At 69.4% G+C, this 17,338-nt stretch carries 9 protein-coding genes; 4 read left to right on the forward strand and 5 right to left on the reverse strand.

Translation table 11 applies throughout. From position 1 onward, the window contains the following. Nucleotides 1-65: 65 nt before the first annotated feature. The 3 genes from Asi03nite_RS26845 to Asi03nite_RS26855 form a co-directional block, all read right to left on the reverse strand. Entirely contained in the window at nucleotides 66-1,667 is a 1,602-nt protein-coding gene (locus Asi03nite_RS26845) for a cellulose binding domain-containing protein (RefSeq protein ID WP_203683247.1), read from the reverse strand. Nucleotides 1,668-1,680: 13 nt separating this feature from the next. Next, complete coding sequence (locus Asi03nite_RS26850; protein ID WP_203683248.1) at nucleotides 1,681-2,841, reverse strand: glycosyltransferase family 2 protein; 1,161 nt, start codon at nucleotides 2,839-2,841, stop codon at nucleotides 1,681-1,683. A 642-nt stretch (nucleotides 2,842-3,483) separates the two neighbouring features. Continuing rightward, nucleotides 3,484-3,684, reverse strand: a complete 201-nt coding sequence (locus Asi03nite_RS26855) for a hypothetical protein (RefSeq protein WP_203683249.1) — start codon at nucleotides 3,682-3,684, stop codon at nucleotides 3,484-3,486. Between the two features lie 322 nt (nucleotides 3,685-4,006). On the opposite strand from Asi03nite_RS26855, the gene Asi03nite_RS26860 reads away from it, so the two are divergent. Genes Asi03nite_RS26860 through Asi03nite_RS26870 form a run of 3 tightly spaced genes read left to right on the forward strand, consistent with a single transcriptional unit; the run spans nucleotide 4,007 to nucleotide 14,150 of the window. Next, nucleotides 4,007-7,495, forward strand: coding sequence for an AAA domain-containing protein (locus tag Asi03nite_RS26860; protein ID WP_203683250.1), 3,489 nt, complete (start codon nucleotides 4,007-4,009; stop codon nucleotides 7,493-7,495). After that, nucleotides 7,492-13,083 (forward strand): ATP-binding protein, encoded by a 5,592-nt coding sequence (locus tag Asi03nite_RS26865; protein WP_203683251.1) that lies wholly within the window; start codon nucleotides 7,492-7,494, stop codon nucleotides 13,081-13,083. The genes Asi03nite_RS26860 and Asi03nite_RS26865 overlap by 4 nt, the downstream gene beginning before the upstream one ends. Then, nucleotides 13,080-14,150 carry a response regulator transcription factor gene (locus tag Asi03nite_RS26870; protein WP_203683252.1) on the forward strand — a complete coding sequence of 357 codons (1,071 nt, stop codon included), beginning with the start codon at nucleotides 13,080-13,082 and terminating at the stop codon, nucleotides 14,148-14,150. The genes Asi03nite_RS26865 and Asi03nite_RS26870 overlap by 4 nt, the downstream gene beginning before the upstream one ends. A 133-nt stretch (nucleotides 14,151-14,283) precedes the next feature. On the opposite strand, the gene Asi03nite_RS26875 is transcribed toward Asi03nite_RS26870, so the two are convergent. After that, nucleotides 14,284-15,264, reverse strand: a complete 981-nt coding sequence (locus tag Asi03nite_RS26875) for a polysaccharide deacetylase family protein (protein ID WP_203683253.1) — start codon at nucleotides 15,262-15,264, stop codon at nucleotides 14,284-14,286. A 27-nt stretch (nucleotides 15,265-15,291) separates the two neighbouring features. After that, on the reverse strand, nucleotides 15,292-16,287 hold the full coding sequence (locus tag Asi03nite_RS26880; RefSeq protein WP_203683254.1) for a glycoside hydrolase family 11 protein: 996 nt from the start codon (nucleotides 16,285-16,287) through the stop codon (nucleotides 15,292-15,294). A 408-nt stretch (nucleotides 16,288-16,695) separates the two neighbouring features. On the opposite strand from Asi03nite_RS26880, the gene Asi03nite_RS26885 reads away from it, so the two are divergent. After that, complete coding sequence (locus Asi03nite_RS26885) at nucleotides 16,696-16,968, forward strand: hypothetical protein (protein WP_203683255.1); 273 nt, start codon at nucleotides 16,696-16,698, stop codon at nucleotides 16,966-16,968. The last annotated feature ends 370 nt before the right edge of the window (nucleotides 16,969-17,338 follow it).

Genomic DNA, 17,338 nt, shown 5'->3' on the forward strand with positions numbered 1-17,338 from the left:
AACCGGGTGTCACCGGCACGCGCAGCCGCCGGCGGAATGAGCGGGCGGGTTCCGGAGATGCGGTCTCAACCACGAGGAATGCTGTTGGCGTGGTTGATGCCGCCGGCGTAGAGACGGTCCACGGCCTTCTTGACGTCCGCGACGGACATTGTCCTGCCGTCACGGGCGTAGACCCAATTGACTCGCATGTCCCATGTGCGAGGGCCGGTGAACGGCAGGTCGATGAACCAGCTGCTGAACTGGATCTTCATTCGTTCTTGGGGGACGGATCTGCCGCTGCTGGTGAACACTTTCCTGCCGTCGATGCGGTAGGTCACTTCATCGGCTGTCGCGGTGATCATCAGGATGTGCCAGCCGGCGAGTGGCCCTCGGACCGCGCGGGTGTCCCGGTCGCCTTGTTTGGTGCTGCGCCAGCTGACGATGTCCATCTTCGGGCCCGGTGCGCCCCAGCCGCCGTTGGGCTGGTACTCGTAGTCGAGCTCGCTGTATTTCGGTGACCGGCCGGAGGGGGAGATCGTGTTGAACGCGTGGTTGACGTGATCCCCGTCGGAGCCCTTGGCTGGTTTGTCGGTGAAGAAGACGCGCGCGGCCAGCGTTCCGGTGAAGAAGACCGGGCCTGTGGTGCTGAACTCGGCCTGGCGGGTCCGGCCGCTGGTGCCGTCGGTACTGGCTCGTAGTTGTAACGCCTGCCCGCCTTGGGCGGTCTTGTCGGCGGGAAAGGTGTTCGCGTCGTCCACGTAGCTGCCGTGGATGCCCGGGCCGCCGCTTTCGGTCCGCGTCATCCAACCGTTGGCCGCGAGGGCGGGGTCGTCGTGTCCGGTGTAGTGGAAATTGTCGAACATGACGCCGGGAGGAGGGCCAGCGACGTCCGGTCCGGTCTGATTCGCTGCGCTGCCTTGTGGGCTGGGCTCCTGGCCCCAGGCCAGAGTGCCCTTGAGGTAGGCGGTTACCGTCTTCGACGGCTGGTACCGGGTGGCTTTCGAGTCGAACGACCGGTCATTGTGCTGGTCCAGCTTCTTATGGTCCGGCCGGTACAGTTGCAGTCCGATGCCTTGGGTGCTTTTGCCGGGGTCCAGCCGACCGGCGCCTGAGGTGAAGCCGATCACCATCTGGTGGTCCGCGGCGGCGCTCGGGTTGGACAGTGTGCTGATGCTCTTGCTGATGCTGGAGCACCGTAGCGCGGTCTGGAAGCAGTTCACCCCGTAGACGGACGCCCCGTCGGCGGTGAAGTAGTAGCGCACCTTCACGTCGCGTAGCTCGACGGTTTCGGCTGAGGTGTTGACAACATCGAGCCACAGCTTGCCTACGTTCGGGGCGGACGAGGCGCCTGCCCGGTATCGGACGGTGAGTGGGGCGTCCCCGGTCGCGGTCTTGCCGATCTCGAGCAGATCGGGACGCGCCACAGCCAGGCATGCGACCCCGCCGGCGATCATGGTCAGCGACAGTAGGGGAGCGAGCAGCGACTGCTGACGGACTTGTGCGCCGGCTCCGGCGATCCGGATGTCGTTGCGGAAGCGTCGTCGTGAGGCCAGGAATGTGAATGTCGACGCCGCGATGGTGGCGACGGTCACGGCCAGCACGACCAGGTCGATGCGAGCGACGGTGCGTACGGCTACGGCTAGGGCCGCCAGCAGCACGACGATGCCAAATCCTTTGAGCGTGTTCATCGAATCTCCTCGCTCATTTCCACGAGGAGACGCGGGTGAAGTACGACTTGAGGATCGAAGTGATCAGCCAGTAGGTACGAACCACGGTGAAAACCAGCTCCGGCAGGAGCAGAGCCTCGACCAGCATGGCCTTCCACCCGAGGCTGCGCACCATCACGGCCGGGTAGATCATCCAGAATGCCAGCAACAGCCAGAAGATGGGTCGTTGGGCGAAGCCGACGGTCGCGGCGGAGATCAGCTGTGTCGATCCCCAGCCCAGGATGTAGGCGGCGCCGGCCAACCCGAGGACCGTGGTGGCGATGGCGTGCCAGGTGAATTTGGTCCAACCGCGACGGCGCAGCGCGTCCACGGTTCCCCTGGTCCAGCGCTCGCGCTGCTGCAGGAGCTCTCGGAGCGTCGGCATGAGGTCGGTGTAGGCGATGCAGAGCTGGTTGGCCGTCACCTTCCAGCCGCGTTCCTTGAGCGCCAGCGTGGTCTCGTAGTCCTCGACCAGGTTGCGGTGGTCTTCCCAGAAGACCTGACCGCGGAAATCGATCAGGGACTGCAGGGCTGCGCCGCGGTAGAAGGACCCGGCGCCGGACATGGTGTGGATGTTGGTGCGGTAGCGGGCGCTGGCCGCTCGGCCGTACTCGATGATCTGCATCCCGACCAGGTAACGCTGCCAGGGTGTGCGCCACAGACCGGTGCGGCCCAGGCAGGCGGCGCTGACGCCGCCAATCTCGGGGTCGGAGTCGACGACGTTGATGGCACGTTCGATGAACTTCGGGTGCAGCTCTGTGTCGGCATCCATGGCCAGGACGTACTTGACCGCGTCGAGACGGCCACCGACCCTCTGCCGCAGCCATTCCATGCCGTGGTTGAGGGCGCCCGCCTTCTTGTGCGGGTTGTTGGTGAGGTTGATGACCACCGTCGGCGGCGTCCTGTCCGAGCCGGCGTACCAGGCCGCGTACTGCTCGGTCTGGTCGGACGAGTTGTTGACGACCACGATGATGAGGTCGGGCCGTCGGCTCTGCCGATGCAGCGACTTGAGCGACAACATGATGCCGACTTCCTCGTTGCGCGCCGGCACGATGACGACCGTGTCGTAGGTCGGCGGCGGCAGCTTGGTGACAGTCAGGCGGTCGCCGCCCTGGCTATGCGTTACCCGAGGCTTCCCATATATCGGCCCACGCATAACAGCGTCCATCACTACTCCCCGTAACAACGGCCGTGCTCGACCGTCCCCGTATGCGATGACGGAAGGTAGTCGATCATGGTGCGGGGAGAAACCAGCTAAACGGCTGACAGGCGACCTGGCGGGGGCGGCAATCTCCTGCAACAAGGACATTTCGCGCCGTTGAGTGAAAAGCATCACCGCGCTAGCCATGCGTGCTGGGCAGGGAAAGTCGCCAGGTCCATCGGGCGCCGGGCACCGTTCAAGCCCTCGGCGCTGATACTTCGAGAATCGTCTCCATCATTGTCCGTGATGTGACGTTCCGTGAAGATCGTCATCAAGCCCGGACGGCAATGGGCCCGCGGCATCGCAACCCTGCGTAACACGTAATCGGCTACCACCGCGGCACCGGCGCGACCGACATCGCCCGCGCCACTCGTCAAGCAACAGCCAACCGGCTGCTGCTTGACGCAGGCCGGCTGGAGGGCCGGACCGAGGCGGCGGTCTTCCACCGGAGGTGCTGGTCACGGATGGCTGAGCCTCGTCGCGCGGGCCGCGGCGGGCGCTCTCGCGCGGCGGATGGCGCGGCTGCTGCCGAGGCGGCGGGTCGCACGACGAAGCCCCAGCTCTGCTGATCGACGGCTGGGGCTTCCGACGCGGCGCCTACGTACCGAGCAGGTGGTGCAGCACCGGCACGGCGGTGCCCGCCGCGGCGAGCGCGGCCAGCAGGGTGGCCGGCCAGTTGTTCGTCTCCAGATACGTCAGCATGCCGACGATCGTGGCGAAGACCAGCGCGATCATCAGGATGACGGCCCACCGGATCGGGAAGGGCTCGGGGGTGGGCTGCGGCGACGAGGTCGACATCCGGGTGTCCTTTCTGTACCTCACTCCGGCCGTTCGGCGGGTGCGGTTCTGACTAAGGAACTGCCATGGTTGCCAGTGCCGGCCGGTCCGCCAAGGAGTACAGCGTGACGCTCACGGGACCGGGAGCGCCACGTCGGCCGAACTTTGTCCTGTCGACCGTTCTTCAGGCTTGTGCGCAGTCCTTCCTCCACAGCGCTGCGCGGACACTCCGGGGACACGAATCCCGGTTCTGTCACGGAGTTGTACGGACGCGCTGTCCGATGTCGCCCGCCCCAGACGGCATCTGCTGACTAACTTCGAGGCACCGACGATGGAGGCACACGTGGGCACCGACGAGGCGGCACGGTACGTGAGCGGACTCCTGGTGGGCGACGGAACTCCGCATTCGCCCCGATACCGGCAGTTGCAGGATCTCCAGGAGCTCATCCCGGATCTGCTCTACCGATGCCGCCTGGTCGACACCATCGAGGGGTGCACCGTGGGGCTGACTCTCTTCCTGCGCCTGCGTGAGCTCGGCGGGGCGCTGTGGGAGCAGGAGATGCGGATCCTGGAGCGGGTGGCCGCCCTGCAGCATCCGTCGCTGCCCGATCTGCTGGACGGTGGCTACCTGTCCGGCCCGGACGGTGGCGCCGGCGCCGCGTACATCCGGACGCGGGCCAAAGGCAAGCCCGGCGACGTGGCCCACCTCCAGCAGGCCTTCCGCGATCATCCGGGTGACGCCCTGGTCAAGTTGTGGATGCTCGCCGACGCGCTGGCGTTGCTGAGCGACGTCCGGATCGCCCACCGCATGCTGTGGCCGGCCAACCTCGACATCGCGTTGGTGGGGGACGGGGCGGTCGGAGAGGTCCGCCTGTCCCGGTTCGAGATGGGCGCGCTGATCTCGAACATCTTCGACTCCGGTCACGCCCTCAGCCTCCAGCAAGTGCGTGATCTCTACCTGCGCCAGCCCGCGGAGAGCCTCATCTACAGCCCGCCGGAGAGGCTCCGGTTTCTCTTCTGCCGCGACGACGGCGAGCTCGGCGGTCCGGCGGGTGATGTCTTCTCGCTCGGCATGATGGTGACGGAGTGGTTCCTCGGCCCGGCCGACCGCAGTTCGGCGGTCTCCGACTTCGACGATGTGCTGCGCCGGCAGGCGGCGACCAGGACCATGCTGGAGCGCCGCAGCCACGAGTTGCCGGCCTCGCTGCGTCAGATCCTCTCCGACATGCTGGATCCGCTTCCCTCCGGCCGGCCGACGCCGCATCAGGTCAGCCAGTACGTGAACGCGGCCTACGGCGACGCGCGCTGGATGGTCGAGGACGATCTCCCGGATCGGGCCTACCTGCTGGCCTACATGCCCGCGGAGTGCGACAAGACGTTGCTGCGGTGGGGGGACATCGAGGACTCGGCGATGACTCCCGAGGGTCGTGACCAGCTCATCGATCTTATCGAACGGGACACCCGGGGCGCTGAGATCCTCCATGCCGCCACCGGCGCGGAGGGTTTCGCGACCGGCGACCCGGAGAAGCTTCGCCGGGCGAAGACCGTCATCGTCGGCACCACCATCACCTGGTTCGGCGAGGCGCTCTGGGTCCAGGACTACAAGATCCACGAGTACGACGAGATCCTGGTGATCAAGTTCGTCCGGCACACTGAGGACATCCGCGCCAAGCTCGACGCGATGCGGGTGAAGGCCCTGGCCCAGAAGGTGCCGACGGTTCAGGCCATCTCGATGCCGACCGACGCCGACGTGGCGGAGTCGTTGAGCGCCGGGCGCCCGCGCTGGTCGTCGCTGGTCGTGGAGGTGGAGTCCAGTCGCGTCCTGACGGAGGAGGAGGAGAACTACCTCAAGGCGCTGGACTGGTACCTGCGGTACCAGCGGTCGCTCGTGACGGCCCGCACCTACGCGTACGTCCTGGAGCCCAGCCAGTCACCGAGCCGCCGGGTCCTGCGCTGGGACGAGACCGCCGACCGCGGCCGTTCGCTCGATGACGCCCTGCAACGCAAGATGGTGCACGACACCCGGCGGCTGAGCATGGCCGACTTCGTCGCCGAGGGTGGTGACCGGGCCGGAGTCGAGTCCGCGGGCTCGGTCACGGTCGTGCTCGCCGAGACCGCGAACGGCTTCCTCAAGGCGCAGGGCCCGTTCACCGTGCTCAACACGATCGGCTCCAGCGCGGTCGAGATCGACTCGGAGTATCAGCGCAAACTTCCCGAACGCGGTTGGTTGCGCCTCGCTTCCGATGCCGGCACGATGCCGCAGATCAACCGGCAGGCCGAGGCCCGGGCCGAACTCGAGACCCAGCGCGCCCTGTTGCGCCAGCTCCGCCGCCCCAAGGCCCGCCCGGTCCTGGACAAGCAGTGGGACGGCGCCGGAAGCGGCCTCGAGGGCGAAGGCCCGGCGGCCGTCCAGCAGATCCTCAAACAAGGAGCGCTGTTCGCCCTGCAAGGACCGCCCGGCACGGGCAAGACCGAGGTCACCGCGCAGGCGGTGGCCGAGTACGTGACGGCCAAGCCGCGGGCCCGGGTGCTGCTCTCGGCGCAGTCTCACGACGCCCTCGACAACCTTGCCGAGCGGGTTCTCGACAAGCTGGGCATGACCTCGTCGGGCGGCCGGCCGGCCCGGTTGGACCGGCTCGCGCTGCGGATCGAGCCCGGCCGGGAACGGCACCACGTCGACGAACGGGTGGCCGCGTTCCAGCCACGGCGGGTCGCCGACGGTTTGATCTCGTACAGCACCTCCCGGGCCCGGCAGTGGCTGGCCACCCGCCGCGCGGAGCGGCCCTGGCTGGCGCCGGTGGTGGAGGACTGGCTCGCGGCGCTGCCCACCAGCCGGCTCGAACTGCGCCGCCGGGCCCAGACCGCCGCGAACCTCATCTTCGCCACCACCGGCGCGGCCACCTCGCAGAACCTCGCCAGCGACACGGCCGACGAGCCGTTCCACTGGGTGCTGGTGGAGGAGGCCGCCCGCGCCTGGCCGACGGAGCTGGCCATGCCACTGGTCCGGGGCACCCGCTGGACCCTGATCGGCGATCACCAGCAGATCGGCGCGTTCTCCAAGGCCGACATCGAGCGGTTCCTGCAGGACTGCAAAGAGCACCCGGATCCGGAGATCAAAGCGATGTACCAGGCCCGGGAAGACTATGCGCGCGCTTTCAACACCTTCGCCGAGCTGTTCGAGCGCGCGGATTCCACGGCGCCCCGGCTCACCCTGCGGGAGCAGCGGCGGATGATGCCGGAGTTGACGAAACTGGTCGGCGAGACCTTCTACCAGGGCAGCGGCGGTCTCCTGCCCTGCCGGGAGGACGGTCCCGCTCCGCTGGCGACCCCGGAATACCTGACCGGCTCGCGATTGATCTGGATCGACACCGGCGAAGCCGAGCGGGCGACCGGATTCTGGTCGAACGACAACGAGGCCGATCTGTGCGCCCGGATCGTACGCGCGATGCGCCCCACCCCGAACACGCACGACGGGCCGGACCTCGCGGTGCTGACGCCGTACCGCAAGCAGGCCTCGGTCCTGATGCAGCGCCTCACCGAGCATGCGTCGCGGGTGTTCACCATCGACGGATTCCAGGGCCGCGAAGCCGACATCGTCGTGGTGTCGCTGGTACGGGACGGGGTCGGCCGGGACGGCACCGCGGTCAGCAGCGTCGGGCACGTCGCGTCGCCCTCGCGGACCAACGTCATGCTCAGCCGCGCCCGGGACCTGCTCGTCATCGTCGGGCGGTGGGAGATCTACGCCAAGCATGCCGGCCCGAAGTGGGCGGCGATCGCGGAACGCTTCCGACAGCCGGGTTCCTACGTGCGGGCGGAGCGGGTGCGGCCATGATGAGCGGCGAGGTGACCGTCTGGGCGCAGGCGGATGTGCTGAAGGTCCGGACGACGATGGTGCTCACCGGTCAGGCCGGCACCCTCGAGACGCTGCTCCTGCGGGCGATCCGGCGGGCCGCGGACGAGCACGACGACCTGCACGCCGCCGACATCTGCGACGTGTTCGGTCTCGCGCCACGGCTGGTCGAGGACATCCTCGGCGACCTCTGGCGGGCGGGCCGGATCAGCATCGACCTCGGCACCGACCGCGAAGTGATCAAACTGACCACGGTCGGCCGCGACTATCTCCGGCACCTCGACGACCCGTCCGGCGAGGGCGGGACGGACAGCGCGGCGACCCGGGCCGGGACCGAGCAGGTCGTCCACGACCTGTTCACCGGCCGGGTCCTTCCGGTGTACCAGTCCTACACCTATCCCCGTGACCGCGCTCTGGTGGTGCCCTCGCTGCCGGACGATCCGCGCGCCGCCGACCTGCGTGAGGAGGAACTGGCCGAGGCGGTGACCCACACGCTGCAGCGTTCCGCACGCGGCAGCGGCCAGGACTCGGGCGGCACGGAGGAGACGCTCGACGTGATGCGGGTCGACGCCGTGTACTTGACGCCGGCTCTTCTGGAGACCAGCGTCGTGCGCCGCTTCGTCCCGATCAAGGTCCTGGCGGTCGAGGACGCGACCGGCGGCCTGAGCGTGCGCGTCCTCGACGACAAGCTGCCGCTGCACTTGCGGGAGAGGGCCCGGCTCCGCTTGCACGGCATCATCGCGGATCAGCCCGGCTCGGTGTTCGTGCGGCGTCTGCGGTCCGTCGCGCAGCGGGCCCCGCTGGCCGAGTTCGACCTCGGGCAGTTGGTGGCGCAGTTCCGCCGGTCGGTGGCGAGCCTGCCGAGTTGTCCGCCGGCCAACCGCCAGCAGGCACACGACAAGTCCCGCCGGATGGCGGACGACATCGTCGAGTACGTCAAGTGGGCCGCGCTCAGCGAGATGGACGTCGAGGTCGTCACCGGCGTGGAGCAGCATCGCGACGCCATCCAGGGCATGCTCCAGCGGGCGGAGCGGCAGGTGGTGATCGCGGTGCCGTGGATCCGGCCGCGAGGTCTCGAACCGATCCGCAACGCCCTGATCAAGGCGGTCGAGCGGGGCGTCAACGTGATCCTGCTGTGGGGGATCAGCACGGACACCGACTCGCTCGATCCGACCGTGCTGGCCACGCTCGACGAGATTCAGGAGCATGCCCGGCGATCCGGCAACGGCGGTGCGCTGCGGTACAACCGCGAGCGAGGCGCGCGCAGCCACGCCAAGGTCGTCGTCCGTGACGACCTGGAACTGCTCGTCACCAGCCGCAACTTCCTCAGTGGAAGCGAGCGCGTGGAACTCGGCGCGTTGCTGCGGGTGCCGCTCGACAACCCCAATGAGCCTCCCGTGGCGTGCGCCGTCATCGAGGACGTGCTGCAGTTCCTCTACAACCACACTCCCGACCCGGCCACGGCCGCCGAACTCATGCGCGTGCGCGGGGCGTTCGGGGCGCGGCGGGACGAGGCGGTGCTGCCGGAGGTGCTCATGCCGCGCCTGAGCGCGGCGATCCTGCGCGCCGAGGCCCCTCCGGAGCAGGTGGCGGCCTGGTCCGCCGCATGGCAGGACACGGAACGGGAGATCACGGCGCTGATGAGCAACCGCCGGCCCGAGATCACGATGATCAGCGACGGGCAGCACACCGCGCTGGTCCGCGAGGCGTTGGAGAGCGCGCAGCACCGGGTGCTGGTGACCTCTGATCAGGTCACCGAGCACGCGCTCACCGCGGAGGTCTGCTCGCTCATCCAGAGCCGGGCGGCGGCTGATCTGGACATCGGTCTGCGCTATGCGAACGTCCGGGGCGCGACGACCGTCGAGCGCCTCGCGGCCTTGTCGTCGGGTGCCGGGCAGCGCCCTCCGGACGCCCATCTCGATGTGCGGATGCACGCGAAGGTGGTGGTCAAGGACGACTCCGTGGTCATCGGCTCGTTCAACCACCTGTCGGTGAACGCCGGGGTACGCGGGCGGCGGGCCACCGGTGAGCTCAGCGTCCGCATAGGATCGGCTCGGGTCGCCCGAACCGTCTGGGCCGAGCTGCTGGGACGAGCGACCCGCCGGACGCCGAAGCCGGCGCCGGACGACCCGACACAGGCTCAGCCCGTGGCGCTACCAGGCGTGTCGCCCCAGGCCCTGCTCGAGCAGCTGCGGCCGGAGGGCGAGCCCGACGTGGATGCCCTGGTGGCGCTGGTCGGCCGACATGGCGCGGACGAGGTGCTGTCGGCCGCCCGTCGCCTGGGCATCGAGGTTACCCAGCAGGTCTTCGCCGCGGCCACGCTGCCCCGGCTGATCGCCGGCGAAGACCCCGGCGGACCGGGGACCGCCCTGCTGGCCGAGACGTGGCGCAACGGCGCGTGGGCGTGTGCCGACCTGCTGCGCGGAGCGGTCACCGACCCCGAGGCGCATCCTCGTCCGCCGCTCGCGAGGGCGATGGCCGATCCGGATGCCCGCCTGTCGGTGGTCCTCGAGATGACGGCCGGCGGCCTGGCCTTCACCACCGAGGAGGCAGAGGCGCTCACCGTGTCGACAGCCGTCGGCCTGTTGCTCGACGAGTTGTCCGCCCCCGACCTGGCCGGTCTGCTGGTGGAGTGGGATCGCCCGCGGACCGGCGCTGACGACTTCGTGACGGCGGCCCTCACCTACTGGACACGGCACGGACCGCTGCCGGCCGAGCTGCCGAGCGAGGCGCTCGCCCTGCGCGCGGCGGCGAAGCTGGATCGGCTGAGGACGAACCTCGCGGCCGCGATCGAGTCGCTGCGGCGGTACGACAGCCACTCGAACAGCGGCAACGCCCTCCGCGACCACCTGTTCAGCCCGGCCGGCGAGATGTCGGTCCTGCTGGCCGCGTCGGAAGCCGGCGACGACGACGCCCTGCTCTCCTGGGAAGCGGCGCACCGTGCGACGAACGACGCGAAGTGGCTGCTCCGGGCCGCCAAGGCGGCCCACCAGGGCCAGATCGACGACCATCGCAAGACCAGCTTCCTCGCCAAGCACCGGGACATCCGCATCGCGTTGCGCAAGCTCAACGAGGCCGTCGCGGAGCAGCGGGAGCGGCAGCTCGGCGCGGTGCGGCTCACCGGCGAACAGGTTGCCGGCCTGCGTGAGCTGGACGCGCTCGCGGCGGCGGTGGCGTCCGGTGTGGTGGTGACCGGCCGCGAGATCGCCCGGCTGCGCGGTCGCCTCGCCGGACAGCCCGGCGCCGACGGCGCGGCTCCGGGAGCGTCCCTGATCTCGTGGTCGCTGCCGCGGGCCGGCATCGCCGCGCTGAATGGTGAGCCCGTCGCCGTCCGGCGCATCGAGATGAGCCGCGACCTCGCCGCCGGATGGACCCCGGCGCAGGCGGTGCGATATCTGCTGGACCAAGGGGAGTACGGCCTCGCGGCGGCGGCCGTCGCGCGACTGCGCCACGAGGGCCGCATCGACGAGCCGGGCCAGGAGGACTGGAACCAGCAGCTTGCCGTTGCCCGGAGCCGGACGGAAGATCAGCTGGCCGCCCGGATCCAGGAGCTCACGCTGCAGTGCGAGCGGCTCGGTCTCGACAGCCAGGAATTCTCCTTCGCCGGCGCCAGCGTTCTCGGCCCGCGCCGGACCGAGGCGCTCGAACGCCTCGAACGGATCGAGGAAGACGTGACATCCCGCAGGCACAGCATCAAGGAAGACGTCGAAGCGGAGTGGGAGAAGAACCGGGACGCGCTGAGTCCCGACTGGGCGGCCCACGTCCGGAGTCTCATCGACAGCGACGAGCTGACTGTGGCACGGCTGGCGCTCGCGCCAAGCCACCGCAACGGAAAACTGCTGTTGCCGCAGCGGGCGAGACCGGCGGCCTGGACGTGGCGGGGGCAGACGCTCGCCGAGGTGGCCCGCTGGTTCGAAGCCGACAGCCCGGGCGCGCCGCCTTCGGTCGTCCGGCGCTTCCACCCGGCCCCCGGAGACCTCGAGGCCACGCAGGTGGTCGATGCGCTGCGGGCGCTGGCCGCCGGGGAGGACGACGCGGACGCCCGCTGGGTGGAGTCGGTTCAGGCGCTGGTAGCCGACATCGACACCACACCGGAGATCGAGCGGCTGGCGTCGGGCTGCACCGCGACCTTTGTGCTTCCGTATGACCTGCGCCTGCCCCGGCTGTGCTGGGTCGGGCGGGCGCCCGAGACGGCAACGGTCGGCGACACGCCGGCCCGGAACCGGCTGCACTTCTCCACCGAGCTCAGTGATTATGGTGCCGGCCGGGCCGTCATCAGCGTGGCCGACGTGTTGTCTCTGCTCGGCCGGGACGCGGCCGGCCGGCCGGTCGGCAAGCCGGTGCGGGCCCTGCGTTTCCTCGGCCTGGTCTGCAGCCGGCTGCCGCTGGCCGAGGTGATCGAGCCGGACGAGATGCCGGCGGAGCACACCCTTGACCGGCGGATGGCGCTGGCCTGGCTGCTGGACATCCTTGGCTTCGACTTCAAGGCCCCGCACCTGGACACGCTGCGGGTGCTCGCCGGCGGGCACCGGGTGCCGCTGTGGCATCTGATCGACGCTGCCCGCGACGACGTCTCCGGTGGGATCAAGCGGCTGGCGGAGCGCCCGGACCGGGACGACATCCTGCACGCCGGGCTGGTAGCCGATCTCGACGACGACACCGACCTGCTGGTGCTGTCCGCGGTGCTGCACATGGATGTGACCGACCGCGGCGCGCTCGCTCTGGCCATCGGCCTGATCTGGGAGGAGCTCACCGGCTCGGCCGAGGTGCCGAACACGCTCAACCTCGGCGAGTCCGTCGACCGGCTGATCGGCAAAGGTTACCTGGCCGAGGAGGGCGGGCGGCTGCGTGCCTGCGGCTGCGCGGTGACCCGGGCCCAGCAACGCCGGGCCGGCCGGGACGGCGAGATCGCCCGATTGGCCGCCGACGTGCAGTCCGGGCTCGAGGTGGACGCCGTCATGTACCACGAGCTGCTGGCGTTCTCCGCGTTGCACGCCGACCAGGCGGAGTTCGCGCTCCGGACGCCGGAGGAACAGCAGGCGTCGGCCCGGCGTACGCTGCGCGCCAGGATGTCCGACCCGACGCCGTTCGACCTGCGCCTGGTGTGCGATGCGGAGTGGGCCCGTGCCGACATGAACCGCACCGATGTCGACGTCTACTGGGACGGCGCGGGAGGCGATGCCGTCTTCGTCGCCGGACCGCAACTTCCCTACGAGTACATCGTCCGGGAACTGCTCACCAATGCGCTCGCCGCGGTCAGCAAGGGCGACGACGACCACCCGGGCCGGGTCTGGCTGACCCTCGACACCGGCGACGACGGCCGGACGGCGACCCTGACGGTCAGCGACGACGGGCCGGGTTTCCCCGACGACTTCGTGACCGCCTTCGCGGAACACCGGGCGCTGGTCCGGCCCGATCGGCCGGGACACGGTGAGTTGTTCCATCAGCTCCGCAAGTACGCCGAGCGGGCCGGCGCCCGGTACGAACTCGACCGGCGCGACGCCGGTGGGGCGATCGTGCGGGTACGGCTGCCCATCGTGACCGGCTCTGACGGCAGGAGCATCCGGTGATCGAGATCGAGCTGCTGAACGGCCGGGTCGACCTGGTCCGCGACGGCGTGCCGGTCGCGCTCACACCCGACGAGGGGTGGCTGACCGTCGCGCTCGCGCTCGCGCCCGAGGAAGGCCTGGCGGCCCGCACGATCAAGGACGCGCTGCACGTCAAGATCATTTCCGGGGCTCTGCGCCAGCGGCTGACCCGGTTCCGCAACCGCACCGGCCTGGCCATCCGGTCGGCGGACGTCAAGTCGGCGAAGGTCTACCACCTCGACCTGACCGATGTCCGCGTCGACGCGCTCGACTACCTGACGAGGGTCGACCAGATCCGCCGGGCCGGTCCGGCGGTCGACGACGCCACGCTCGACGCCGCCCGTGCGTTGTGGAAGCTGGGACTGCCGCGGTTCCCGAACATGGCCGAACCCGCGCCGGCGGCGTACGAGAGCCTGAGGTGCGCGCATGAGTACCTCACCGGCAGCGGCCGCCGCATCCTGATCGTCGACGACCAGGTCGGCGACGAGCTGGCCGCCCGGCTGCGCCGGCATCGCTGCACCGTCGCGCACGACCTGGCCGAGTTCGAGAAGTACTATCCCGTTCTCGACGACTTCGACCTCGCCGTGGTCGACCTTCACCTCACCCAGACCTATGCCGACAACACCGGCGACACGATCGTCCGCGAGATCAACCTGATGGGCGTCGGCCTGCCCGTCGTCATGATCACTCTCCGGCCGCCGGAGAACCGGTCCATCCCGGAGTGGATCCGGTCGCTCGGGTTGGTCGACGTGATCTTCAAGAAGCGCGACGAGCCCGGCGCCGACATGGCCTTCGTCGCGCAGCGGGTCAACGAGATCCTCCTCGAGGAGCCCGCCGCACGCGCCTGCGACCAGCTGATGCATCGCGTACAGAAACTACGGCGCAAGGCCCGGGAGCGGCTGCGGGCCGGACGCTCCGAGGCGGCGTACACCGAGGCGGTCGCCCGCATGGACGAGTACGCCGAGAAGATCAACCGGCTTGCCTCCGACAATCAGCTCGCCGACGCCCGGGCGGAGGCCGCCAGATTCGTGGCCTCCTACGGGGAGTGACGTGATCGGCAGCCGTGGCGAAGGGCGAGGTCGATCTCATCGTGAAGAAGAAGGCGCCCGCGGGTGGCGGGCGGAGCCGGGCCCGGGGGGAGGCCCGGCTCCTCACCTCGGCAGATGCGAGGGCGCCCGCCGGTCAGGTGGTGCAGGAGACCGACGGCCAGGTCCAGTTGCCGTTGGTCTGGATGGTCACGCCGAAGGTGTTGCCGCTGCCGTTCGGCTTGGCGACCAGGGTCTGCGTGTTCGGGTAGGACGCCGTGACGTTCCAGGTCGCGATGACCTTCGCCGGGGACGGGATGGCGAGCGTGACCGTCCAGGCGCTGGAGCCGGAGACCGCCACGTTCAGGTTGTACCTGTCGCTCCACGACGACCCAGCCGACAGCGTCGCCGTGCAGTTGCCGCCCGGCGCGGGAGTGGACGGGCCGGTGGTGGGACCGCCACCGCCCCCGCCGGTGGGCGCGACGGCCCGGCCGGTCTGCGGGGAGATCATGCCGGCGCACAGCCCGCGGCTGGCCAGGCCCTGAGCGATGCGCGGGATGGCGGCGACCGTGTTGGCCGGCCAGTCGTGCATCAGGATGACCTGGCCGTTGGTGAGCCGGCCGGCGGCCGCGACGATCGCGTCGGTGCTGGCGTTGTTCCAGTCCTGCGAGTCGACGTCCCAGATGATCTCGGTGAGGCCGTACTTCTGCTCCACCGACTTCAGCGTCGCGTTCGTCTCGCCGTACGGAGGGCGGAACAGTTTCGGTGTGCCGCCGCCCGCGTTCGCGATGGCGGTCTGCGTGCGGGAGATCTCCGAGTCGATGGCCGCCTGGCTCTGCTGCGTCAGGTGCGGGTGCGTGTAGCTGTGGTTGCCCACCCACATGCCGGCGTCGACCTGGGCCCGGACCAGGCCCGGGTTCGCCGCGGCGTACTGGCCCTCGTTGAACATGGTGGCTCGCAGCCCGTTCGCCTTGAGGGTGTTGAGCAGGTTCTGGGTGTTGCCGGCGGTCGGCCCGTCGTCGAAGGTCAGTCCCACGTAGCCGGTGCAGGCGGCGGCCTGGGAGGCCTCGCTCACGCCGACGGCCGCGAGGCCGGCGGTGGCCACGACGACGGCCAGTCCGATGATCGTTCTTCGCATGTCACAACCCCATTTCCCGGTACGAGGTCAGCCGGCCGAACAGGACACGGAGGGCCATGTCGAGTTGCCGTTGGTCTGGATGGTCACGCCGAAGGTGTTGCCGCTGCCGTTCGGCTTGGCGACCAGTGTCTGCGCGCTCGGATACGTCGCCGTGGTGTTCCAGGTGGCGATGCTCTTCGCCGGCGACGGGATGTTCAGGGTGACCGTCCAGTTGCTGGAGCCGGAGACCGTGACGTCCAGGTTGTACCTGTCGCTCCACTGCTGGCCGGCCGAGAGCGTGGCGGTGCAGCCGCCGCCGGTCTGCGGGGGAGTGGTCGTCCCGCCGCCTCCGCCGGTGCTGCCGCCGACCGTGATGTTCGAGCTGCCGCTGCTCTGGTAGCCCTCGGTCGCCAGGATCTGGTAGTTGAACGTGCCCAGGTTCATGCCCTTCGAGGCCCAGGCGTCGAAGTGGTTGCCGGTCGTGATGGTGCCGCCGGTGCGCTTCGACTGCCGGACGCTCCAGTACTGGTAGAACGTCGCGGTGCCCTGGATCGAGGGCTGGTTGACCCGCTGGGTGCGGTAGATGTCGTAGGTGCCGCCGTCGCTGCTGACCGTCCCCATGAACGTCCCGGTCGGGCGGTAGGTGCCCCAGTTGTCGACGATGTAGTACTCGATCAGCGGGCTCGTGGTCCAGCCGTACAGGGTCAGATAGGCGTTGCCGTTGGGATTGAACGACCCGGAGTAGGTGACCGCCCGGCGCGCGCCGGTGGACCAGCCCTTGCCGGCGACGAAGTTGTTGATGCCGCTCCACTGGGTGCTGTACTGACCGCCGGAGCCCATGGTCATGCTGACGTTGCCGCTGTCCTTCCAGAACGAGTAGTAGTAGCCGTTGTTCGTGCCGGTCTGGTTCGAGGTGACCGTCGTGTCGGCGAGGGCCGGGCCGGCCGTGATCGTGCCGGCGACGGCGAGCACCGCGGCGCACGCGGCGCCGAACGCGAGTCGGAGGCGGCCGCGGGAGCGGTGCCGAGGGGGAGCGTCGGGCATGCGGATTCCTTCGGGGAGCGGGCCCGGCGGACGGGGCCGGGCGGCGGGACGGGAGCCGACGACGGCGCGAAATCGACGATGGGCGATCCCTGTCGGCAGCGCGAGTATTTGCCCGCCCGGACGGCCATGTCAACAACTTACGGAAACGTACCGGTAGCAAGGCGTCGCCGCGCAGCCTCGAAAACTGCACTTCAGATGGCTATGTAACGGCTTTCATTGCGACTCGGCTTCGTAACAAAGTAGAAGTTGCGGAGATCTGCACCGAAAGTTTCGGAAGGTGTGTCGCTCGTGCGAGCTGCCCGGAACTGCCCGCTCGGTGCTGACGATTCCGGACCTGACGATCCGTAGCGGGCCGCCCTGGCGGTCCTGTGCTACTGCGCGGCCGTCCGGTTCACCGAGAAACGCCAGGTGACCCGGGTGTCCGCGGGCGCCGCCGGGTCCGGGCTGGCGCGCGGCGCGCTGCTCGGGCTCGCGGTCTTCTCCGCGGTCGGCGGCAACCTCGCGGTCGACCGCGGCTACCGCGTGCACGGGCTGAACGACGACCCGGGCGGCGCGATCGGGCTGATCGGCTTCCTGGCCGGAGCCGCGGTGACCGAGGAATTGCTGTACCGCGGCGTGCTGTTCCGGCGCTCCGGAAGTTTCGGTGCCGAAGGATCGAGAAAATCCGAGAAATTCGCTTGAAACGTTTTCAGGAACTCTCTGAGCTGTGGCTTCACGGGTTAACCGCCGTCGATACTTACGAAGATTTTCCGGAAGACCTTGTTTCGCCGATGTAACGCGTGCCAGCATGGCGGGGCATTGAAATCCGTCGCTTTCAACCTGGGTTCTGCGCTCCCCCGGCTCGCCCCGCACGGATGGCGGCCCGGCCGCAGAGCCGAGGAGGGAGACCCTCGTGGAGAACAGTTCCCCAGTCCACTCCGCCGGATCCGCCCGCCGGCGACCGTGGCGATCCCGGACGCTGGTCGCCGGCACCGTCGCCGCGGTCGCAGCGTTCAGCGCCCTGATGGTGATGCCCGACGCGAACGCCGCGGCCACCACCCTGGGCGCGGCC

The sequence above is a fragment of the Actinoplanes siamensis genome (assembly GCF_016862395.1).
In the GTDB taxonomy this organism is placed as follows: Bacteria; Actinomycetota; Actinomycetes; order Mycobacteriales; family Micromonosporaceae; genus Actinoplanes; species Actinoplanes siamensis.